The organism is Streptomyces sp. NBC_01261 (assembly GCF_036226385.1).
Classification (GTDB): Bacteria; Actinomycetota; Actinomycetes; order Streptomycetales; family Streptomycetaceae; genus Streptomyces.
In genome coordinates this window covers 2,371,254-2,393,131 of sequence record NZ_CP108463.1, presented here as the reverse complement: position 1 = coordinate 2,393,131, position 21,878 = coordinate 2,371,254, and the positions used below count along the sequence as shown (strand labels likewise).

Here is a 21,878-nt window from a genome sequence, read left to right as displayed (position 1 = left end):
GTAGCTCATTGCCCTCGGAATTTTTGTTGGCGCCGGGATATTTTTCGGCGTTTTCTCGCACCCTCGCTGAATTGAATCTCGGTATCGACGCACGATAAAAAAACCGAAACTACGGACCGCGCCGATGCAGCCGATCCCCACCCGCCAGAATCGCCGCCGCCAACGCGTCCGCCGCCCCCTGAGCCGACACCCGCCGCCGCCCGTGCACCAGCACGAAGTCGACCTCGCCCAGCTCCGGCAGCCCCGCCCGCTCCGGCATCCGCACCAACCCCGGCGGCACCAGCCCCCGCGAGTGGGCCATCACCCCCAGCCCCGCCCGGGCCGCGGCGATCAGCCCGTTCAGGCTCCCGCTCGTGCACGCGATGCGCCACGCCCGCCCCTGCCGCTCCAGCGCCTCCAGCGCGAGCGCCCGCGTGATGCCGGGTGGCGGATAGACGATCAGTGGCACCGGGCGGTCCGCGTCCAGGCGGAGCCGTTCCGCGCCGATCCACACCAGCTTGTCGTGCCAGACCAGTTCGCCCCGCGGATCCTCGGCCCGGCGCTTCGCGAGGACCAGGTCCAGCTTCCCGGCGGCCAGTTGCTCGTGCAGCGTGCCGGACAGCTCGACCGTCAGCTCCAGGTCGACCTCGGGGTGGTCGTAGCGGAAGCCCTCCAGGATCTCGGGCAGCCGGGTGAGGACGAAGTCCTCGGACGCGCCGAAGCGGAGCCGACCGCGCAACCGGGTGCCGGTGAAGAACGCCGACGCCTGCTCCTGCACCTCCAGGATGCGGCGCGCGAATCCGAGCATCGCCTCGCCGTCCTCCGTCAGCTCCACGGAGTGGGTGTCCCGGGTGAACAGCTGCCGCCCCGTCGCGTCCTCCAGCCGCCGCACGTGCTGACTCACCGTGGACTGGCGCAGCCCGAGCCGACGGGCGGCCTGCGTGAAGCTCAGGGTCTGGGACACCGCGAGGAAGGTCCGCAGGTGGGAGAGGTCGTACATGGCATACACGATATCCGGTTATCGCGAAACGTGATGGCAGTCAGAGCGGTATGACGGATTCCCGATCAAGAGTCCGGAGAGGAGGATGGGGAGGGCACGAGTCCGCGCCGCACGACGGACCGGACGTACAGCGAGACGAGCGAGACAGTGGAGCACAGTGAAACGCCTGCGATGGCCGAGTCGGATGCCGGTCGACCCCTACATCCTGCTGCTGCTCGCGACGGTGGGCCTCGCCGCACTCCTCCCCGCGAGAGGCACCGGCGCCGACGTCGCCTCGGGCGCCTCCACGGCCGCGATCGCCCTCCTCTTCTTCCTCTACGGCGCCCGCCTCTCGACGCGTGAGGCGCTGGACGGGCTCAAGCACTGGCGGCTGCACACCACCGTCCTGGCCTGCACCTTCGTCGTCTTCCCGCTGCTGGGCCTGGCCGCCCGCGGTCTCGTCCCGGTGATCCTGACCCAACCCCTCTACCAAGGGCTGCTGTTCCTCACCCTGGTCCCGTCGACCGTCCAGTCGTCGATCGCGTTCACCTCGATCGCGCGCGGCAACGTGCCCGCCGCGATCTGCGCGGGCTCCTTCTCCTCACTCGCCGGCATCGTCATCACCCCGCTGCTCGCGGCGGCGCTGCTGGGCAACAACGGCGGTGGTTTCTCCGCCGATTCACTCCTCAAGATCGTGCTGCAACTCCTGGTGCCGTTCCTGGCCGGGCAGATACTGCGGCGCTGGATCGGCGGGTTCATCACCCGGCACAAGAAGATCCTCGGCTACGTCGACCGCGGCTCGATCCTCCTCGTCGTCTACACCGCGTTCAGCGAGGGCATGGTCCAGGGCATCTGGCACCAGGTCAGCGCGATCCGCCTCGCCGGACTGCTCGCCGTCGAGGCCGTCGTGCTCGCCGTGATGCTCGCCCTGACCTGGTACGGCGGCAAGGCGCTGCGCTTCGACCGGGAGGACCGGATCGCCATCCAGTTCGCCGGCTCGAAGAAGTCCCTCGCGTCCGGACTGCCCATGGCCAGCGTCCTGTTCGGCGCCCACGCCTCGCTGGCCGTGCTGCCGCTGATGCTCTTCCACCAGATGCAGTTGATGGTGTGCGCGGTCATCGCCAAGCGCCGCGCCCGCGATCCACTGCCCGAGGTCACCGGGTCGGCGGCCCCAACCGCAGGGTCACGAACCGCGGTCGGTACAGCGACACGTTCCGGCTGAGGTTCGGCGGGGCCGAAGCGGCCGTCGCGTCCAGCCAGTCGACGTCGTAATCGGAACGCCGTAGCTCCACGGATACGGGCCCCGCCGCCCGCGTCCACAGCAGCACGTGTACGACCGACTCGGGTGAGCGGGGGGAGCGGGGCTCGACGCGGGCCGCCACCGGCCGACGCCACTCGTTCGGTGCCGGGTCGGGTAACAGCGGTGCGGGGAGCGTGAGTTGGAGGTGGCCGTCGTGCATCACCACCGCCGCGTTGCGGACCAGGGGCGCGCTGGTGTCCTGCCGGGCGTACGGCTCGCCGACCGGGTTGGGCGGGGCGTACACCTGGCCGAGGCAGGTGTCGGCGAACAGCCACAGCACCCGGCCGTCCGGCAGCCGTACCGAGTGGGTGCCGTCGCCGGTCCCGTCGTCGGCACCGGACGCGTCGTCGCCGTACGCGGCGAAGGAGTCGGTGAGTCTCGCGTCCGGCGACCAGGAGCGCACGGTACGGGCCGTGCACGCGGCGCCGCCCTCCCGGTCGTGGTGCCTGGGGAGGGCCGTGAGCGGCACGGCGGCGGGAACCAGGGTCAGCGGCAGGCCGACCCCGGCCCCCCTACGCTGTCGTGCGCGTCGGTCGTCGGGCAGGCCCGGGACGTCAGTGGCTGCCGCTCACATGGTCCATGGGCAGCCACAGCACGGTCCCGGCGGTGGACGGGTGCCGCACGGCCAGCTCGTCGTCCGTCAACAGCCGGTCCCAGACGTGGACTTCGTCGATCGACCCGGTAAAGTACTGCATGCTGTCCATGCGTTGGCCGATGTGCACACCGAACGGCGAGTTGCGGCTCACCGAGCCCACGATGTCCGCCGTGCTCACCGTCGTACCGTCGACGGACAGGGCCAACTGCCCACCACCGCGCCGCAGTACGGCCCGGTGCCACTGGCCGTCGTTGTAGGCGCCGGTGGTCACCACGGAGGCGGTGTGGACGGTCGTCGCGCCGACCCGGGTGGTGATCAGCGCCCGGACGTGATTCCCGGCGGGCTCACCGCGCAGCCAGACCTGCGGCTCGGTGGTGCCGACCCCGCCCATCCACAGGAACGGCTGATCCCCGGTCGTCGCGGTGTAGCGGAACCAGAGGGACACCGTGAAGTCCTTTGTCCCCAGGGGGAGTCGGTCGCTGTACGGCAGGCGCACGGCATCGTCCACACCGTCGAAGGACAGGGCACCACCAAACACGCCGTCCGTCTCCTGGGCGCCGCCGAGCACCAACGCGCGCTTGGCGTAGGGCGCGAGGTCGGCGGTCGTGGGGTCCGGGCCCCGACGCGGTTGCAGCCAGGCCTCGTTGAAGCGGGCGAAGCGGATCTCGTCGGTCGCGGTCACGGCGCCGCCCTCGTAGAGCAGGCCCACCGTGTCGCCGTCGACGCGCGCCATGTCGGAGTAGCCCGACCAGTCCTTCGTCACTACCGTGCCGCGGTCCACGCTGTCCCAGGTGCGGCCCCCGTCGTAGGAGGAGCGGATCATCATCGTGCGGCGGCGGTCGGGATCGGCGTCGCAGGCCAGCAGGATGCGGGAGCCGACACCGAGCGTCGAGCACTGGACCTGCGGGGCATACAGGTCGGGCAGGGCGTGGAAGGGCGCGGTGAAGCTGTCGCCGCCGTCACGGCTGACCGCCTGGGTACGCTGCCCGAGGTCGGTGCCGTCCTGCTCACGGCCGCTCACCAGGATCGAACCGTCGGTGCGCTCGGTCAGCGTCACCTCGGACGGTTTCTGCCGCCACGTCCCGTCGGTCGCGATCGGATACGAGTCGGTCGCGCCGATCCTCCAGTGGTCGCCGCCGTCGTCGCTCACGATCAGCGCCGCGTTGTTCGCGGTGACCCGACTCCCGTCCCAGGTCTCGGTGTTGACGCCGAACACGAGCCGGCCCCGGTGCCGGCCACGGGTGAGCTGGATGCCGTGCACGGGTCCTGTGGCGTACCAGGAGTTCCAGGTCGGGGGCAGGATCTCGTCGCTCAGGTCACGCGGCTGCGACCAGGTGAGACCGTCGTCGTCGCTGTACTGCAGGTGCGGGGTGCGGTCGCAGGGGACCGAGCAACTGGCGCTGTCCGTACGGCCCGTGTTGTACGTCTCGGCGAGCAGGACGCGGCCCGTTCTGCGGTCCACGATGGGTGCCGGGTTGCCGTGCGTGTCACCGCCGCCGTGGTTGACGACCTGCAACGGGCTCCAGGTGAGGCCGTCGTCGGTGGACCGTTTGACGACGATGTCGATGTCGGCGGCGTCACCGCAGTTGAGGACCCGACCCTCGGCGAACGCGAGCAGTGTGCCGTCCTTGGTCTTCACGACGGACGGGATCCGGAAGCAGGCGTACCCCGCGTCCTGGGGAGCCTTGAAGAGGACCTGTTGGTCGAACTCGGGTGCGGGGGCAGCGGATTGGGCGGTGACGGCGTGCGCGGGGCTCGGGAGCATGAGCAGCGCGGCCAGGGTGAGTGCGGCGGTGAGGGTGGATCTCAGACGTGCGCGAAGACTCGACGGCATGGTGGTGCGACCTGCCCTTCCTTCGTCTGGACATCCGGACATCCCACGTCCAACGGGCGCTTCACAGACGTTAGTTGGGGCCTCCAGTGCCCCACAAGAAGCGTGCAGCGGTCGTCACCACATAACTTCGCAACGCCGGACGGGTGGTGAGTGATCGTCAGGCGCGGCGGTGCGTCTCAGGGGCGCAGGACGACCTTGCCGAGGTTGCTCCGCGCCTCGATCACCTTGTGCGCCTCGGCCGCCTCCGTCAGTGCGAACTCCCCGTGCACGGACGGTTTCAGGGCACCCTCCGTGAACAGCCGCCACAGCTCCCGCCGCCACCGCTCGTACAGCTCCGGCTTCCCGCGCGCGATCCGCGCCATCTGGAACCCGATCACGGACTTGGCGCCCACGAGAAGGTCGTACGCCTGGACCGTCCCGCCGCCCGAGCTGTACGCCACGAGCCGACCACCCGGGGCGAGCGCGGCTATGGCCGGGGTGAGCAACTCGCCGCCCACCGCGTCGAGTACGTAGTCGACGGGCTCGCCCCAGCCCGGCCGGTCAAGGTAGCCGTAGGTGATCACCTCGTCGGCACCCAGAGCGCGCACGAAGTCGCCCTTCGACGGATCGGACACCGCGCCCACGACCCGCCCGGCACCTCGCACCCTCGCCAACTGCACCGCCAGATGGCCGACTCCGCTCGCGGCGGCCGTGATCAGCACGGCCTCACCGGGTTCGGGGCGGGCCGCGTCCAGCGCGCCCAGAGCCACCAGTCCACTGCGGACGAGCGCGACCGCGTCGACGGCGGAGGCCGAGTCGGGGATGGGGGAGGCCATGGCCTCGTGGAGGAGGGCGAAGTCGGCGTACCCGTGCCCGAAGCAGAGCCCGGTCACCCGCTCGACCGCACGGAAGCGCGTCACGCCGGGTCCTGCGTCGGCCACCTCGCCCGCGATCTCGCCGCCGAGCGCGATCGGCTCGGCCGCCTCGGTCACCTTGCGGACGACGGGCAGGGTGACCCCGATCGCCTCGGTACGGACGAGGAGTTCGCCGGGGCCCGGCGCGGGGACGGGGGTGTCCTCCAGGAACAGCGGGCCGCCGGTGGACTCGTACCGGACGCGACGCATCGCACCTCCAGGGATTGTCAGGGAGCGTCAGAGATCAGCGGGGAGCAGTGGGGAGCAGTGGGATCGGTGGGGATCGTTGGGAGGCCCAATGGTATTCACGATTTCATTGGGAAGTCCAACGACTTTTCGCTAGGCTGCCCACATGGCCGAAGCACCCCTCCCCGAGATCCGTTCCCTCCCCAGCTGGCTCCTTGGCCGAGCCGCGGCCCGGGGCCGGGCTCTCGTCGCCGACGCGCTGGCGGCCGAAGGGCTGAAGATGTGGCACCACGTGGTGCTCTCCGCCGTGCGCGATCTCGCTCCGGTCGCTCAGGCCGACCTCGGCCGCGGTGTCGGGCTCGATCCCAAGGATCTGGTCGGCGTCCTCAACGACCTCCAGGCGTCCGGCCTGGCCGTACGGGAGCCGGACGCGAAGGACCGCCGTAAGAACGCGGTGTCGCTCACGCCTGAGGGCGCGCGGCTGCTGAAGCGCTGCGAGAAGGCGGCTCGTGCGGCCAACGAGCAGCTCCTCGCCCCGCTGTCGGAGGTCGAACGCGACCAGTTCATGGGCCTGTTGACGCGGATCTCCGGTACGGACGGCTGACGGGGGCTAACGTTCCGTCATGACCCCGCCGCAGACTCCCGAACCCCGGCTCGCCCTCGTCCCCGAGCGCACCGCCCTGGTCCTCGTCGACCTGATGGACCGCATCGTCGCGCTGCCGCTCGAACCGTACAAGGGCACCGAAGTCCTCGCCGTGGCCGCGGAGTTGGCGTCCGTGTTCCGCTCCGCCGGTGCGCTCGTCGTGCTGATCCGGGTCGAACGTCCCGGCATCACCGAGCAGCCCGCCGGCAGTGGACTCGCCGACGGGCTCTTCCGGGAAGGGGACCTGGAGATCGTGAAACGGACGATCGGGGGCTTCCAGGGCACGGGACTTGAGGAGCGGTTGCGTGAACGGGGCGTCGACACCCTGGTGTTCGGCGGGATCGCCACCAACCTCGGCGTGGAGTCCACCGCGCGAGCCGCCGGCGACCTCGGCCACCAACTCGTCTTCGTCGAGGACGCGATGAGTGCCCTCACGGCGGCCGAGCACCAGTCGTCGGTCAGGCTTGACTTCCCGCGGCTGGGGTCGGTGGTGACGGCGGCGGAGGTGCGCTTCGGGGTCGGCGACTGAGATGCGCCTCGTGTCGGGCGGCCCCGAGGTCCGCTTCACGCGGGCTGGTTGAGGGAGGCGGGCGGTGGACGGTCAGACGAGGACCGTGCCGCCGTCCACGACCACCGTCGAACCGGTCGTATAGCCGCCGCGCATCAGATACAGGTACGCCTCGGCGATGTCCTCCGGCTCGCCGATCCGGCCGACCGGCAGTGACCCGGCGGCGGACTCGAACAGTCCGTCCCGCAGCTCGTCGTCCAACTCCCGCCACAGTTCGGTTCGGACCACACCGGGTGCGACCACGTTGACCCGCAGCGGGGCCAGTTCCAGGGCCAGCGCCCGGGTCAGCGACTCCATCGCCCCGCACAGCGCGGCGGCGACGGTCGTGCCCGGCAGCGGCCTGCGTCCGGCGGTGCCCGTGGTCAGGACCACGGAACCGCCCTCCCGGATCGACGGGGCGCCGTACTTCACCGCTGTGTAGGCACCCCACAGCCGGGTGTCCAGGAAGGTGCGGGCCCGCCCGAGGTCGGACTCGGCGAGGCTCTCCATCAGCAGCGCCTCACCGGCCGTGTAGACCAGGTGGTCGTAACCGCCGAGCCCCGCGAAGAAGGCCCGCACCGCGTCCTCGTCGCTCGCGTCCAGCACCTGCCCCTCGGCGTCCTCCGGAAGCCGTTTCAGGGCCGCGTCCACGCTTTCCTGCCGGCGCGAGGCGACGACCACCCGGGCGCCTTCCCGCGCGGCCGCCTCCGCGACCGCGAACCCGATTCCCGCCGTACCGCCGATGACGACGATCCGCTGTCCTCGCAGCCCCATGTCCTGCCCCTCTCGGTTCGTGCGCGTTGTGGTGACGTCATCCAGCCTGCGGCCGTGGCCGCTCCACCGTCCAAGACCTCTTTTGGTGGTGGCGATACCCTGAAGGCATCGCCGACGACGTACGGAAGGGCGGCACCCGTGGACCTCGACCTGCGGAAGGTGCGCTACTTCGTGGCGGTGGCCGAACTGCTGCACTTCGGGCGCGCGGCGGAACAGTTGCACATCGCGCAGCCTGTGTTGAGCCGTCAGATCCGGTCCCTGGAGAAGGACTTGGACACCGCGCTCTTCGAACGGGACAGTCATGGTGTGTCGTTGACGGCGGCCGGACGTCAACTCCTGGACGACGGACGTGCGTTGCTCGCCTCCGCGAACGCGACGCGTCGTAGGGTGCAGCGGTCCGCGCGGGGTCCGCACCGGCTCGTCGTCGGCTTCCGCGCGGGCGTCGTGATCACCCACACGCTGCGGGCCTACGGCGCCGCCCACCCCGGCATGGAGGTCAAGGCCCGCCGGGTCGAGTGGGACGACCAGGAGCAGCTGATCCTCGACGGCACCGTCGACCTCGCCTATCTGCGCCGCCCGATCCGCGAACAGGGCCTCACGCTGCTGCCGCTGTTCACCGAGGCCCGGGTGGCGATGCTGCCCGCCGACCACCGCCTCGCCGGCAAGCAGGACCTCGTGCGGGCCGACCTCGACGGCGAGACCTGGCTGCGGTACGCCGACCCCGGCTCGGACGACGTACCGATCCGCAGCATCGAGGAGAAGTTCGAGGCGGTGGCCTCCGGCGCGGGCATCACCCTCGTCCCCGTCTCCGTCGCCGAGCAGTACTCCCGCCCCGACATCACCTACGTTCCCGTGACCGACGCTGAGCCCGACGAGGTGATCCTGACTTGGGAGGCGGCTCGCCGGTCACCGCTGATCGCGGCGTTCGTGGAGACCGCGCAGGTCGCGCGAGGCGCGCGGGGCTGAGGTGGGGGCGTGGGTTCGTGGCGCCCGGCAAGGTTGAGGCGGGCGCACGGTGTGCGCGGCGACCGCGCCCAAGGTCGAGACGGGGCTCGCCCTTTGCGTCGCCGCCGCGCAGGGCGGACGTGGGGCACGGTCTTAGCGGCGGCCGTCGGGAGGACTGAGGGGGTGCGCGGTCTTCACGGCGGTCGTCGGCAGGGCCGGGGCTGGGGCACGGCTCCCGCGGTGCCGGTGGTGCGAGGCTGAGGCGGGCACAGGCCCAGGGGTGCCGGTGGTGCGAGGCTGAGGCGGGCACAGGCCCAGGGGTGCCGGTGGTGCGAGGCTGAGGCGGGCACAGGCCCCGCGGTGCCGGTGGTGCGAGGCTGAGGTGAACGCGGCCCTCGGGATGCCGGTGCCGGTGGGGGCCAGGACTGAGGCGGGGCCCCTGCGGCGCAGGGGGCGCTCCCCGCCGGTCGGGACCCCGCCGCCGTGACGCGGAGCGCGGATCTCAGCCCTGGGCGGCCGCGGCCCGCAGGGCGATGCGGTCCTCGCCCGCGTACACGTTCATGTTGCTGCCCCGCAGGAAGCCCACCAGGGTCAGGCCCGTCTCCGCCGCCAGGTCCACGGCGAGCGACGAGGGCGCCGACACCGCCGCCAGCATCGGAATGCCCGCCATCACGGCCTTCTGCGCCAGCTCGAAGGAGGCCCGGCCCGACACCAGGAGGATCACCCGGGACAGCGGCAGATCTCCGTTCTGCAGGGCACGGCCGACCAGCTTGTCGACCGCGTTGTGCCGGCCCACGTCCTCCCGTACGTCCAGCAGCTCACCCGCCTCGCTGAACAGGGCCGCCGCGTGCAGACCCCCGGTCCGGTCGAAGACCCGCTGGGCCGCGCGCAGCCGGTCGGGGAGGCCCGCGAGCAGCGAGGGCTCGACACGGACCGGGGGAGTGTCGGCGATGGGCCAGCGAGCCGTCGTACGGACCGCGTCCAGGCTCGCCTTGCCGCACAGACCGCAGGAGGACGTCGTATACACGTTCCGCTCCAACGTGATGTCCGGCATCACCAGGTCCGGAGCGGTCCGTACGTCCACCACGTTGTACGAGTTCGAACCGTCTACGGTCGCCCCCGCGCAGTACACGATGTTCTGCAGATCGTATGCGTTGGCCAGCACTCCTTCGCTGACCAGGAAACCGGCCGCGAGGGCGAAGTCGTCGCCGGGGGTGCGCATGGTGATCGCGAGCGGCTTGCCGTTGAGCCGGATCTCCAGGGGTTCCTCGGCGACGAGTGTGTCCGGGCGGGTGGTGACCACGCCGTCCCGGATCCGGGTCACCTTGCGTCGTTCCGTGACTCGTCCCATGTCCTGATCAGCCCCGGTTCTGTACGTGCTGGTGGCCGAAACGGCCCTTGCTGCGGAGGGTGCCGCGGGTCACCGGGCCGTCGTGCGGCGAGGTGACCTTCTCGGTCTCATTGTCCTGCATGTGCGGAGTGCGGCCGAGGCGCACTCCGCGAACGCCTCGGCCGGTTCCTCATGCGGCACTCCTCAGCGCGAGCAGGTCGGAGATGGCGTGCACGGTGCGCAGGGTGGGCACCTCGACGCCGGTGATCTCCGCCAACTCGACCACGGCCGCGAGGAGTACGTCGAGTTCGAGCGGCTTGCCGCGTTCCAGGTCCTGGAGCGTCGAGGTGCGGTGGTCGCCGACGCGTTCCGCGCCCGCGAGCCGCCGTTCGATGGAGACGCCGACCTCGCAGCCCAGCGCCTCGGCGACGGACAGCGTCTCGGTCATCATGATCTCGATGACCTTGCGGGTACCGCCGTGCAGACACATCTGCCGCATGGTGGCGCGGGCCAGCGCGCTGATCGGGTTGAAGGAGATGTTGCCGAGCAGCTTGAGCCAGATGTCGTTGCGCAGATCCGGCTCCACCGGACATTTCAAACCGCCCGCCCGCATGGCCTCGCTCCACGCCAGACAGCGCGCCGAGATGCTCCGGTCCGGCTCGCCGACGGAGAAGCGGGTGCCTTCGAGATGGCGCACAACTCCCGGTCCCGCAAGCTCCGTTGCCGCGTAGACGACACAGCCGACGGCCCGTTCGGGCGCGAGCACCGCACTGACCGCGCCGCCCGGGTCCACACTCTCGACGCGCTGCCCGTCGTAGGGGCCGCCGTGCGCGTGGAAGTACCACCAGGGGATGCCGTTCTGGGCGGCCACGACCGCCGTGGTGTCGTGCAGAAGGGGCTCGATCAGCGGCCCGCACGCCGCGTACGAGTTGGCCTTCAGACCGAGGAGGACGAAGTCGACCGGGCCGATCTCGGCCGGGTCGTCGGTGGCATGGACGCGGGCGGTGAAGTCGCCGCGCGGACTGAGGACTTGGACGCCGTGCTGCCTCATGGCCGCGAGATGCGGTCCACGGGCGACGAGATGCACATCGGCGCCCGCACGGTGCAACGCGGCGCCGACATAGGCGCCGATCGCACCGGCGCCGAGGACTGCGACTCTCACTGGAGACTCTCCGTTCGGTCGAGGGAGTACCGCGGAGGAGGGTGCCGCCCGGACAGCGCCGGGCGGAGTCTTGGTCGAACAGTGTCGACGAAATATTGTCTACAGTATGGAAGATGGGTCGGCAAGGGTTCGGGCGCGGACTGTGTACAGCGGACTGTCTACGACGGACCGCGTGCAGAGGGCCACGCACAGCCGACTGGGTCCGGGCGGGCGGCCGACGCTAACGTCGAGCCCATGATCGTATGGCTCAACGGCACCCACGGCGCGGGCAAGACGACGACCAGTCCATTCGTGCAGCAACTGCTCCCGGATTCACGGGTGTTCGACGCCGAGAAGGTCAGTGTGACGCTCATGGACATCACGCCGGGGCTGCCCGCGACGGACAACTTCCAGCACTGGCCGCCATGGAGGCCGCTCGTCGTCGAGACGGCCCGCCACGTGCTCGACTACACCGGCGGCACACTGGTGATCCCCATGACGGTCCTGGTGGAGCAGTACTGGCGCGAGATCAGCACGGGCCTCGCCCAACACGGCATCCCGGTACGGCACTTCGTCCTTCACACCGACCAGGACACCCTCCGTCGGCGCATCGACGGGGACACCGTCATGGGCCCCTCCACCTTCCGTCTCGCGTACCTGGAGCCGTACGCCGAGGCGGCCCGCACCTGGCTGCACCGCGACGCCGAGGTCGTCGACACCACGCACCTCACCCCTGTCGAGGCCGCCCAGCGGATCGCGGAGTCCGTCCAGCGCTGAGGCCGCCCGTCACACGAGAAGCGGCGCGCGAACCGGACCGGCGGCGAGGGCGGGCTAGCAACTCGGCAGCGACCGTTCGGCGCATTCTGCATACCGCTCATCGCATACGGTCGACGCGCCGCCTTCTCAACTCCCTTGCCGCTCCCTACCGTCCGGGATCATGAGTCCCCCAGTCGCACCCCCGGGGTGGAGCCGCTGGCTGGTTCCGCCCGCCGCCCTGTCCGTACACCTCTCCATCGGCCAGGCCTACGCCTGGAGCGTCTTCAAGCCGCCGCTCGAATCCTCACTGAACCTCAGCGGCACACAGAGCGCGCTGCCCTTCCAGCTCGCGATCGTCATGCTCGGCCTGTCGGCCGCGTTCGGCGGCACCCTCGTCGAACGCAACGGGCCGCGCTGGGCGATGACCGTCGCCCTGATCTGCTTCTCCTCCGGCTTCCTGATCTCCGCGCTGGGTGCGGAGACGAAGCAGTTCTGGCTGATCGTCCTCGGCTACGGCTTCGTCGGCGGGATCGGCCTCGGCATCGGCTACATCTCACCGGTCTCGACCCTGATCAAGTGGTTCCCGGACCGGCCCGGCATGGCCACCGGCATCGCCATCATGGGCTTCGGCGGCGGCGCGCTCATCGCCTCCCCGTGGTCGGCCCAGATGCTGAAGTCGTTCGGCTCCGACAACACCGGCATCGCCCAGTCGTTCCTTGTACTCGGCCTTTCGTACGCGGTCTTCATGACACTCGGCGTACTGCTCGTGCGGGTCCCGCGGACCGAGAACCACAAGGACACAGCGAAGGCGCCCAGCGCCCCCTCCGGCGTGCAGGTCTCTGCCAACAGCGCCGTACGCACCCCGCAGTTCTGGTGCCTGTGGGTCGTCCTGTGCATGAACGTGACCGCGGGCATCGGCATCCTGGAGAAGGCCGCCCCGATGATCACGGACTTCTTCGCGGACACCTCCACCCCCGTCACGGTGTCGGCCGCCGCCGGTTTCGTCGCGCTGCTCTCCGCGGCCAACATGGCGGGCCGTATCGGCTGGTCCTCGACCTCCGACCTGATCGGCCGCAAGAACATCTACCGCGTCTACCTAGGCGTCGGCGCGGTCATGTACGCGCTCATCGCGCTGTTCGGCGACTCCTCGAAACCGCTGTTCATCCTGTGCGCGCTGGTGATCCTCTCCTTCTACGGCGGCGGCTTCGCGACCGTACCCGCTTACCTCAAGGACCTCTTCGGGACCTACCAGGTCGGCGCGATCCACGGCCGACTGCTCACCGCCTGGTCCCTGGCCGGTGTCCTCGGACCGCTGATCGTGAACTGGATCGCCGACCACCAGAAGGCCGCCGGCAAACACGGCGCGTCCCTCTACGACACGTCCTTCGTCATCATGATCGGGCTGCTCGTCATCGGCTTCGTCGCCAACGAACTCGTCCGGCCCGTCGACGCCCGCCACCACATTCCCGCCCAGAGGGAGGCCGCCGATGTCGAACGACAGCAGTCAGAGTCCGCCTGACCGACGGCCGCTCATCGCCTTCGCCTGGCTCTGGGTGGGCGCGCCCCTTGTGTACGGCCTGTACGAACTCGTCCTCAAGGCGAAGCAGCTGTTCACCGGCTGAATGTTCGGGCGACACCGTCAATCACAGGATGGATGACAGAAGCCGACAACCCGGACGGTTGTTTCCTGTGGCATCACCTGCCGTCGTACCCGCGAGTCACTGGCAAGACTGGTGGATCCCGCTACCCAAGGCAACGAGGGGGACCACCCATGAACGGCACGCGGATCGCCGCCGTCGGCCACTACCAGCCCGCCAAGGTACTCACCAACGAGGACCTGGCGGGCATGGTCGACACGAGTCACGAGTGGATCACCTCTCGGGTCGGCATCAAGACCCGCCACATCGCCGGGCCCGACGAACCCGTGGACGAGCTGGCCGCGCACGCCGCCGCCAAGGCCCTCGCCGCCGCGGGCCTGACGCCCGGCGACATCGACCTGGTCCTGGTCGCCACTTCCACGGCCATCGACCGCTCCCCGAACATGGCCGCCCGCGTCGCCGCCCGCCTCGGCATCCCGTCGCCCGCCGCCATGGACATCAACGTCGTGTGCGCCGGCTTCACCCACGCCCTGGCCACCGCCGACCACACCGTCCGCGCGGGAGCGGCCACCCGGGCCCTGGTCATCGGCGCCGACAAGATGTCCGAGGTCACCGACTGGACCGACCGTACGACCTGTGTCCTCGTCGGCGACGGAGCGGGGGCCGCCGTCGTCGAGGCCTCCGACGAACCCGGCATCGGACCGGTGCTGTGGGGTTCCGTGCCCGAGATGGGGCACGCGGTACGGATCGAGGGCACACCCCCGCGGTTCGCGCAGGAGGGCCAGAGCGTCTACCGCTGGGCCACCACCCAGCTCCCGCCCATCGCCCGCAAGGCCTGCGAGAAGGCGGGCCTGACCCCGGCCGACCTCGCCGGCGTGGTCCTCCACCAGGCGAACCTGCGCATCATCGAGCCCCTCGCGGAGAAGATCGGCGCGGTCAACGCGGTCGTCGCCCGCGATGTCGTCCAATCGGGCAACACCTCGGCCGCCAGCATCCCGCTCGCGTTCTCGAAACTCGTCGAACAGGGTGCGATCCGCACCGGCGACCCCGTCCTGCTGTTCGGCTTCGGCGGGAACCTGTCGTACGCCGGCCAGGTCGTCCGGTGCCCGTGACCTGCGCCCCCGCCCCGACGCGCCCCCGGATGTGACGAGGCCGACTCCCGCACCCTCTGGCCACTGTGCGCCGTAGACTGTAGACGATAGACAATTGATACTGGGTCGTACGGCCGCGTACGACCACTGTCTGCTGGCTACTGTCTGCAAAATGCCGATGTTGCCCAGGAGGGGGACCGCGATGTTGTCGCAAGGACTGCCGCAGGGGGCGGTGCCCAAACTCGAACGTCCGGGCCCGCTGCGCGACCGCGTCTACGAGGCGCTGCTCGAACTCATCACCACGCGCGCCCTGCGGCCCGGCCAGCATCTCGTCGAGAGCGAACTCGCCGGGCACCTCGGGGTGTCCCGGCAGCCGGTGCGCGAGGCGTTGCAGCGGCTCAACACCGAGGGCTGGGTCGATCTACGGCCCGCCCAGGGCGCGTTCGTGCACGAGCCGACGGAGGAGGAGGCCGACCAACTCCTCACCGTACGCACGCTGTTGGAGGCCGAGGCCGCCCGCCTCGCCGCCGTCAACGCGGGCAGTACCGGAATCGCCGTCCTGGAGGAGCTGTGCGCGGAGGGCGAGCGCGCCGTCGACGCCGACGACGTGGACGCCGCCGTCGCCATGAACGCCCGCTTCCACGCGAAGGTCATGGAGCTGGCCGGCAACGCCGTCCTCGCCGAACTCGCCGCACAGGTCGACCGCCGGGTCCGCTGGTACTACACGCCGGTGGCCCGTCAGCGCGGCCTGACGTCCTGGATCGAGCACCGCACCCTGATCGACGCCATCACCGCCCGCGACGAGCTGCGCGCCGGCCTGCTGATGCGCGAACACACCGAGCACACCCGGCGGTCGTACCACGAGCGCGCCAAGTCCTGAGCGGCACAAGGCTCCTGACGTACCGACAGACATGAAGGTGATGGCCCTCCCGTCCCTGGGGAGGGCCATCAGGCAGGTCCAGGTCCAGGTCCGCGACCGTGTCGTACGAACTGTCAGGTCGCGGGCTGTGGTTGAGGAACCTGGGTCAACTCCCTGTCACCGCGCCCCGGTTGGCGCAGCAGCAACGCGATCGCCGCCGCCACCATCGAGATTCCACCGGCCAGTGCGTACGCGCCGTCGTAGCCCCAGGCCGCCACCACCATCGAGCCGAGGCCGCCGCCGAAGAGGCCGCTGACCAGCTTTCCGCTGTACACCAGGCCGTAGTTGGTGGCGTTGAAGTTCTCGCCGAAGTAGTCCGGGGTCAGGGCGGCGAACATCGGGTAGAAGGCGCCGCCGCCGAAACCGGAGAGGAAGGCGAAGAACAGGAACAGCCACTCGCTGCGCAGATGGCCGGCCCAGATCACGCCGAACTGGGCGAGGCCCAGGACCAGGATGACGAAGACCAGGGTGAGTTTGCGGCCCCACAGGTCGGACAGCCAGCCGACGACGGCGCGGCCGATGCCGTTGATGACGGCCATGATGCCCATCGAGGAGGCCGCCACCAGGGGCCCGAAACCGACGTCCTTCGCGAAGTCGACCTGGAACGAGATCCCGAAGATCGACACCCCGGCGGTCAGCACGATGGACAGCCACATCAGCGGGAGCATGCCCGTGCGGATGGCCTCCTTCGGTGTGAACTGCTTTACGGCGGGCGGGTTCTTGGCCAGGCTCGTCGCGCTCTTGTCGTTGCCGCCGTAGGTCAGCGGGTCGATGTCGGCGGGCCACCAGTTCTTCGGCGGGTCCTTGAAGAAGAACGCGCACCCGAACACCACGATCAGGATGTAACAGCCGATCAGATCCAGGACCCGGTGGTAGTTCCCGGTGTCGAAGGCGTAGTTGAAGATGAAGATGAACGGCAGCGAACCGTAGGCGAAGCCGCCGTTGACGAACCCGGTGCGGGCGCCCCGCCGTTCGGGGAACCACTTGCCGACCATGTTGATGCAGGTCGCGTAGACCAGCCCGGCGCCAATGCCGCCGATCACGCCGAAACCGATGATCGCCAGCCACACGTTGTCCAGGTGCGACAGGGCGAGGAAACCGATGACGCACAGCACCGAACCGATGTACATCGCCTTGCGTGCCGACAGGATGCCCTTCTCCCGCATCCAGCCCGCCGGGAAGGCGATGCCGGCCTGGAAGAAGACCCAAATGCTCAGGATCCAGAAGGTGTTGCTCTGCGTCCAGCCGTGCGCGCTGGACAACGTGTCCTCCGCGGAGCCGTACGCGTACTCGAAGACACTGATCGCCATCATGGCGATCCACGGCAGATAGATCATGATCTTGCGCGAGTGGCCGAGGATGTCCCGGTCGGTCTCGCCGACGCGGTAGACGCGGCCGTGGGCGTCGGTCACTTCACGGTAGGGACGGTTCGCGGCGCCGGATTCGTTCGTGGTGATGGGATCTGCGGTCATGTCACGCCATCTCCTCGCCGAGCGGGTGCGGATTGGGCACGATGCGCCGGGCGTCGGGCCTGCCCGGAGCCTTGAGGAAGAGCGCCAGCACCGCGGAGGCCAGGCCCACCGAACCGGCCAGGACGAACGCGCCGTGGTAGTCCCACTCACCCACGACGACCGCGCCCAGACCGGAGCCGACGAGCCCCGAGATCAGCTTCGAGCTGTAGACCATCCCGTAGTTGCTGGCGTTGTTGTTCTCACCGAAGTAGTCGGCCGTCATGGCCGCGAACAGCGGGAAGATCGCCCCGCCGCCGAAACCCGAGACCATGGAACAGAACAGGAAGAACGGCATGCTGCCCATCTGGCCCGAGACCAGCACGCCGAACTGGGCCGTGCCGAGCACCAGACACACGATGATCAGCGTGTGGCGGCGGCCGTAGCGGTCGGAGATCCAGCCGATGACACCGCGCCCGGTGCCGTTCACGATCGCCTTGAGGGACATCGCCGTGGCCACGATCCCGCCCGCGAAGCCCATGTCCTTGCCGAACGGCACCTGGAAGGCGATGCCGAAGATGTTGATGCCGGCCGTGCACAGCAGGCAGAACCACATCATCCAGAGCACGGGGGTACGGGCGGCCTCCTTGGGTGTGTACTGCTTGATCGCCGGCGGGTTCTTCTCCAACGCCCGCCGGATCCTGGGGTCTTGGGCCGCCTTCAGCGGATCGACGTGCGCGGGCCACCAGTTCTTCGGTGGATCGCGGAAGAACCAGCCCGCCGACGCCACCACCAGACACAGGCCTACGCCGACCAGGCTCAGCAGCACCTTGTAGTTGCCGAGACTGAGCACGGAGGTGAAGAGGAACACGAACGGCACGGACCCGTAGGCGAATCCACCGTTGACGAAGCCCGTCTTGCCGCCCTTGCGCTCCGGATACCACTTGCCGACCATGTTCACGCAGGTCGCGTACACAAGACCGGCGCCGATACCGCTGCACATGCCGAAGCCGAAGTAGGCGACGAGCACGTTCGGTGCGAAGGCGAGTGCCAGATAGCCCAGCAGTGTGCCGAGCGCACCGATCAACATGGCCGTACGGGCAGGGAGTTGGCCGCTCTCGCGCAACCGCCCGGCCGGGAAGGCCACGGCCGCCTGGAAGAACACCCAGACGCCCATCAGCCAGAAGATGTGTCCGCTGCTCCACAGATGCGCGTCGTGGAGCGTGTCCTCCGCCGACGTGAACGCGTACTCGGCGGAACTGATGCCCATCATGCCCACCCAGGGCAGGACGACCATCCACCTGCGCCTCCGGCCCATGATGTCGACATCGGATTCACCGATGCGGTACACGCGGCCGTGACGGTCCGTCACCTCCCTGTAGGAGACGGACGTCGGAAAGTCCGTTGTTGCCATCGCTCAGTGCCCCTTGCGTCGAAAGTCTGGCCAGCGCCCCCTGTCCAATGCCTTTCGCGTGCGCACGGGTCCCCGGGGCCGGCCGACCGCACTGTCGGCCGGCCCCGCGTTAGCTCATGTCATGAACCACCGCCCAACAGCCCTGCCGCGCGCGCCCATTGGTACTTCGCGCCGAGCACGGCCACCGGCTTCTCCGTCGTGTACGGGTACGCCACGACACCGCGCTCGTACAGGTACTGGCAGGCCTCCTCGACCTCCACGTCACCCGCGAGCGAGGCCACCACCGGCTTCTCGATGCCGCGTTCCTTGAACTCGGCGACCACGCGGGCGGTGAGTTCCGCGAAGACCATCGGGGGAGTGACGATGGTGTGCCAGTAGCCGAGGACCAGCGCGTGGACGCGCGGGTCCTCCAGGCCGAGCCGGATCGTCGCCTCGTACGTCGACGGCGGCTCGCCCCCGGTGATGTCGACCGGGTTGCCCGCGGCCCCGAAGGGCGGGATGAACTCCCGGAAGGACGCGTCCAGATCGGCCGGAATCTCCATCAGGGAGAGGCCGTTGTCGGTCACCGCGTCGGAGAGCAGGACGCCACTGCCACCGGCGCCGGTGATGATGACGACGTTGTCTCCCTGGGGAGTTGGCAGCACGGGCAGGCCGCGCGCGTACTCCAGCATGTCGTTGAGCCCGGGGGCACGGATGACACCGGCCTGCTTGAGGATGTCGCTGTACACCGCGTCGTCGCCGGCCAGTGCGCCCGTGTGCGAGCCGGCGGCCTTCGCGCCCGCCGCCGTACGACCCGCCTTGAGGACCACGACCGGCTTACGGGGTACGGTCTTTCGGGCCGCCTCGACGAACGCGCGGCCGTCCTTGAGGTCCTCCAGGTGCATCGCGATGCACCTGGTGTTCGGGTCCTCGCCGAACCAGGTCAGCAGGTCGTCCTCGTCCAGGTCCGACTTGTTGCCGAGCCCGACGATCGCCGACACCCCCGTCTTCGTGGTCCGCGCGAACCCCAGGATGGCCATCCCGATCCCACCGGACTGCGAGGTCAGCGCCACCCCGCCCTTCACGTCGTACGGCGTGCAGAACGTGGCGCACAGGTCGTGCCAGGTGGAGTAGTAGCCGTAGATGTTGGGTCCGAGGAGACGGACGCCGTAACGCTCGGCGATCTCGACTATCTCTTCCTGGAGTCGGACCTCACCGGTCTCCGCGAACCCGGAGGGGATGAGAACGGCGTTGGGGATGTTCTTGCGTCCCACCTCCTCCAGTGCCGCTGCCACGAACTTGGCGGGAATGGCGAAGACGGCCACATCCACCTCACCGGGAACGTCCGTGACACTCTTGTACGCCTTGCGGCCCAGAATGTCATCGGCCTTGGGGTTCACCGGATGGATCTCCCCGGCGAAGCCGCCGTCGACGAGGTTGCGCATCACCGAATTGCCGATCTTGCCCTGCTCGTTGGAGGCGCCGATCACGGCGACGGAGTTCGGCTCCATGAGGCGGCGCATGGTCGTCAGGATCTCGTCGCGTGTATACCGTCGACGGGCTACCGGCTGCGACTCGGCGAGGATGACGCGGATGTCCGCCGCGACCGCGCCCTCCGCCGTCGCGATCACCGGGTTGAGATCCACCTCGGCGATCTCCGGGAAGTCCGCGACCAGTTGGGACACCCGGCGGATCTGCTCGGCGATCGCCCACCGGTCGACGGCCGGTGCGCCGCGCACCCCACGCAGGATCTCCGCCGCGCGGATCGAGTCCAGCATGGACAGCGCCTCGTCCGGGGTCACGGGCGCGAGCCGGAACGTCACGTCCTTCAGCACCTCGACGAGCACCCCGCCGAGCCCGAACGCGACCACCTTCCCGAACGTCGGGTCGGTCACCGCGCCGACGATGACCTCCTGCCCCTGGGGCAGCAACTCCTGTACCTGGACGCCCTCGACGCGAGCATCGGCGTCGTACGCCCGCGCGTTGTCGACGATTCTGTGGAACGCGGCCCGTACGTCCGCCGCGCCCTCGACCCCGACGATCACTCCGCCGGCGTCGGTCTTGTGCAGGATGTCGGGCGAGACGATCTTCATCACCACGGGCCCGCCGAACCGCGCCGCGAACGCCACGGCCTCGTCGACGTCCGTCGCCAACTCCTCGCCCGGTACGGCGATCCCGTACGCGTCGGCGATCACCTTGCCCTCGGGCGCGGTCAGCGCGAACCGTCCCTCGGCCCGCACGGAGTCGAGGAGCGCGCGCACCCTCAGGACCCGGTCCTCTGCCATCACGTCAGATCACCCCGTTCGACTTGAGCAGGCCCAACTCTTCTTCGCCGAGGCCGAGTTCGCCGATGTAGACCTCTTCGTTGTGCTCACCGAGCAGCGGTGAACTGGTCACGTCCACGGGGGAGTCGGAGAGTTTGAGCGGGCTGCCCACCGTGACGAACTCGCCGCGCTCGGGGTGCGGGACCGTCACGACCATCTCGTTGGCGACCAGCGACTCGTCCTCGATGATCTCCCTGGTCGACAGGATCGGCCCGCACGGGATGTTGTGCGCGTTGAGCCGCTCCAGCACCTCCCACTTGGGCAGCGTGGACGACCACTCCTCGATCAGCTGGAACATCTTGGAGAGCTGCGGCAACCGGGCCTCGGGCGTGGCCCACTCGGGGTCCCCGGCCAGCTCGGGCCGGCCGATCAGCTCGGTGAGCGGCTTCCAGCCGACCGGCTGCACGATGACGTACACGTAGTCGTTCGGGCCGCCCGGTGCGCACTTGACCGCCCAGCCGGGCTGACCGCCGCCGGACGCGTTGCCCGAGCGGGGCACCTCGTCGCCGAAGTCGTCGTTCGGGTACTCGGCGAGCGGCCCGTGCGCCAGGCGCTGCTGGTCGCGCAGCTTCACCCGGCACAGGTTCAGCACGGCGTGCTGCATGGCCACGTTGACCCGCTGACCGCGACCGGTGCTCTCCCGCTGGAAGAGTGCAGCCAGTATCCCGGCTACTGTATGCACTCCTGTGCCGGAGTCACCGATCTGAGCGCCCGTGGCCAGCGGCGGCCCGTCCTCGAAGCCGGTGGTCGACATCGACCCGCCCATCGCCTGCGCGACGACCTCGTACGCCTTGAAGTTGGTGTACGGGCCGTCCCCGAACCCCTTGATGGACGCGTACACGATGCGGGGATTGATCTCCTGTATGCGATCCCAGGTGAACCCCATACGGTCGACCGCGCCCGGCCCGAAGTTCTCGACCATGACGTCGGAGCGCCGGATCAGCTCGGTGAGGATCTCCTTGCCGCGCTCGGTCTTGGTGTTGAGGGTGATGCTCCGCTTGTTGCAGTTGAGCATCGTGAAGTAGAGCGAGTCGACGTCCGGGAGGTCGCGCAACTGCTTGCGCGTGATGTCACCGGTCGGCGCCTCCAGCTTGACGACGTCGGCGCCGAGCCAGGCGAGCAGTTGGGTCGCGGAGGGGCCGGATTGTACGTGCGTCATGTCGAGGACGCGGATGCCCTCAAGTGCCCTTGCGGTCATGGCCG

General features: G+C 69.5%; 19 protein-coding genes and 2 pseudogenes. 9 read left to right on the top strand and 12 right to left on the bottom strand.

Features of this window, described 5'->3' with window-relative positions:
• Positions 1 to 109: 109 nt before the first annotated feature.
• Complete coding sequence (locus OG226_RS10465) at positions 110 to 979, bottom strand: LysR substrate-binding domain-containing protein (protein ID WP_328676604.1); 870 nt, start codon at positions 977 to 979, stop codon at positions 110 to 112.
• 184 nt (positions 980 to 1,163) lie between these two features.
• Here OG226_RS10465 and OG226_RS10460 point away from each other — a divergent pair, with 184 nt between their 5' ends.
• Positions 1,164 to 2,180, top strand: a complete 1,017-nt coding sequence (locus tag OG226_RS10460) for a bile acid:sodium symporter family protein (protein ID WP_329348692.1) — start codon at positions 1,164 to 1,166, stop codon at positions 2,178 to 2,180.
• 18 nt (positions 2,181 to 2,198) lie between these two features.
• Here the strand turns inward: OG226_RS10460 and OG226_RS10455 are convergent.
• The 3 genes and pseudogenes from OG226_RS10455 to OG226_RS10445 all read right to left on the bottom strand — a co-directional run.
• Positions 2,199 to 2,802, bottom strand: a pseudogene (locus OG226_RS10455) (hypothetical protein); the annotation flags it as partial.
• Between the two features lie 10 nt (positions 2,803 to 2,812).
• Positions 2,813 to 4,687, bottom strand: a complete 1,875-nt coding sequence (locus OG226_RS10450; RefSeq protein ID WP_329348691.1) for a sialidase family protein — start codon at positions 4,685 to 4,687, stop codon at positions 2,813 to 2,815.
• Positions 4,688 to 4,863: 176 nt separating this feature from the next.
• A complete protein-coding gene (locus OG226_RS10445; protein ID WP_329348690.1) occupies positions 4,864 to 5,790 on the bottom strand; it encodes a quinone oxidoreductase family protein in 927 nt (308 codons plus the stop codon).
• 142 nt (positions 5,791 to 5,932) lie between these two features.
• Between OG226_RS10445 and OG226_RS10440 the strand changes: the two genes are divergently transcribed.
• Both OG226_RS10440 and OG226_RS10435 read left to right on the top strand, forming a co-directional pair.
• Positions 5,933 to 6,370, top strand: a complete 438-nt coding sequence (locus OG226_RS10440; RefSeq protein WP_328676598.1) for a MarR family winged helix-turn-helix transcriptional regulator — start codon at positions 5,933 to 5,935, stop codon at positions 6,368 to 6,370.
• A gap of 19 nt (positions 6,371 to 6,389) precedes the next feature.
• Complete coding sequence (locus tag OG226_RS10435; protein ID WP_329348689.1) at positions 6,390 to 6,938, top strand: isochorismatase family protein; 549 nt, start codon at positions 6,390 to 6,392, stop codon at positions 6,936 to 6,938.
• A gap of 72 nt (positions 6,939 to 7,010) precedes the next feature.
• Here OG226_RS10435 and OG226_RS10430 read toward each other — a convergent pair whose 3' ends face one another.
• A complete protein-coding gene (locus OG226_RS10430) occupies positions 7,011 to 7,730 on the bottom strand; it encodes an SDR family oxidoreductase (protein ID WP_329348688.1) in 720 nt (239 codons plus the stop codon).
• 54 nt (positions 7,731 to 7,784) lie between these two features.
• On the opposite strand from OG226_RS10430, the gene OG226_RS10425 reads away from it, so the two are divergent.
• The gene (locus tag OG226_RS10425) at positions 7,785 to 8,696 is read left to right on the top strand and encodes a LysR family transcriptional regulator (protein ID WP_329348687.1); all 912 of its coding nucleotides are present in this window, start codon (positions 7,785 to 7,787) and stop codon (positions 8,694 to 8,696) included.
• 481 nt (positions 8,697 to 9,177) lie between these two features.
• Here OG226_RS10425 and fdhD read toward each other — a convergent pair whose 3' ends face one another.
• From fdhD to OG226_RS10410, 3 genes and pseudogenes are all read right to left on the bottom strand, one after another.
• On the bottom strand, positions 9,178 to 10,026 hold the full coding sequence (fdhD, locus tag OG226_RS10420; protein WP_328676591.1) for a formate dehydrogenase accessory sulfurtransferase FdhD: 849 nt from the start codon (positions 10,024 to 10,026) through the stop codon (positions 9,178 to 9,180).
• Between the two features lie 7 nt (positions 10,027 to 10,033).
• Positions 10,034 to 10,156, bottom strand: a pseudogene (locus OG226_RS10415) (2Fe-2S iron-sulfur cluster-binding protein); the annotation flags it as partial.
• A 39-nt stretch (positions 10,157 to 10,195) separates the two neighbouring features.
• Positions 10,196 to 11,167, bottom strand: a complete 972-nt coding sequence (locus OG226_RS10410; protein WP_329348686.1) for a 2-dehydropantoate 2-reductase — start codon at positions 11,165 to 11,167, stop codon at positions 10,196 to 10,198.
• Between the two features lie 234 nt (positions 11,168 to 11,401).
• On the opposite strand from OG226_RS10410, the gene OG226_RS10405 reads away from it, so the two are divergent.
• From OG226_RS10405 to OG226_RS10385, 5 genes are all read left to right on the top strand, one after another.
• Positions 11,402 to 11,923 carry an AAA family ATPase gene (locus OG226_RS10405; protein WP_329348685.1) on the top strand — a complete coding sequence of 174 codons (522 nt, stop codon included), beginning with the start codon at positions 11,402 to 11,404 and terminating at the stop codon, positions 11,921 to 11,923.
• A gap of 160 nt (positions 11,924 to 12,083) precedes the next feature.
• Positions 12,084 to 13,421, top strand: a complete 1,338-nt coding sequence (locus tag OG226_RS10400) for an OFA family MFS transporter (protein WP_329348684.1) — start codon at positions 12,084 to 12,086, stop codon at positions 13,419 to 13,421.
• Entirely contained in the window at positions 13,390 to 13,524 is a 135-nt protein-coding gene (locus OG226_RS10395; protein WP_019065011.1) for an MFS transporter small subunit, read from the top strand. The genes OG226_RS10400 and OG226_RS10395 overlap by 32 nt, the downstream gene beginning before the upstream one ends.
• A gap of 149 nt (positions 13,525 to 13,673) precedes the next feature.
• Positions 13,674 to 14,612, top strand: a complete 939-nt coding sequence (locus OG226_RS10390; protein WP_328676579.1) for a beta-ketoacyl-ACP synthase III — start codon at positions 13,674 to 13,676, stop codon at positions 14,610 to 14,612.
• Between the two features lie 181 nt (positions 14,613 to 14,793).
• The gene (locus OG226_RS10385; RefSeq protein WP_327400113.1) at positions 14,794 to 15,471 is read left to right on the top strand and encodes a GntR family transcriptional regulator; all 678 of its coding nucleotides are present in this window, start codon (positions 14,794 to 14,796) and stop codon (positions 15,469 to 15,471) included.
• Positions 15,472 to 15,584: 113 nt separating this feature from the next.
• Here the strand turns inward: OG226_RS10385 and OG226_RS10380 are convergent, their stop codons facing one another.
• From OG226_RS10380 to frc, 4 genes are all read right to left on the bottom strand, one after another.
• A complete protein-coding gene (locus OG226_RS10380; RefSeq protein ID WP_329348683.1) occupies positions 15,585 to 16,982 on the bottom strand; it encodes an OFA family MFS transporter in 1,398 nt (465 codons plus the stop codon).
• A gap of 1 nt (position 16,983) precedes the next feature.
• Entirely contained in the window at positions 16,984 to 18,372 is a 1,389-nt protein-coding gene (locus OG226_RS10375) for an OFA family MFS transporter (RefSeq protein ID WP_329348682.1), read from the bottom strand.
• A gap of 119 nt (positions 18,373 to 18,491) precedes the next feature.
• Positions 18,492 to 20,636, bottom strand: a complete 2,145-nt coding sequence (locus OG226_RS10370) for an acetate--CoA ligase family protein (RefSeq protein WP_328676572.1) — start codon at positions 20,634 to 20,636, stop codon at positions 18,492 to 18,494.
• 4 nt (positions 20,637 to 20,640) lie between these two features.
• Complete coding sequence (gene frc / locus OG226_RS10365) at positions 20,641 to 21,873, bottom strand: formyl-CoA transferase (protein ID WP_328676571.1); 1,233 nt, start codon at positions 21,871 to 21,873, stop codon at positions 20,641 to 20,643.
• Positions 21,874 to 21,878: the final 5 nt, after the last annotated feature.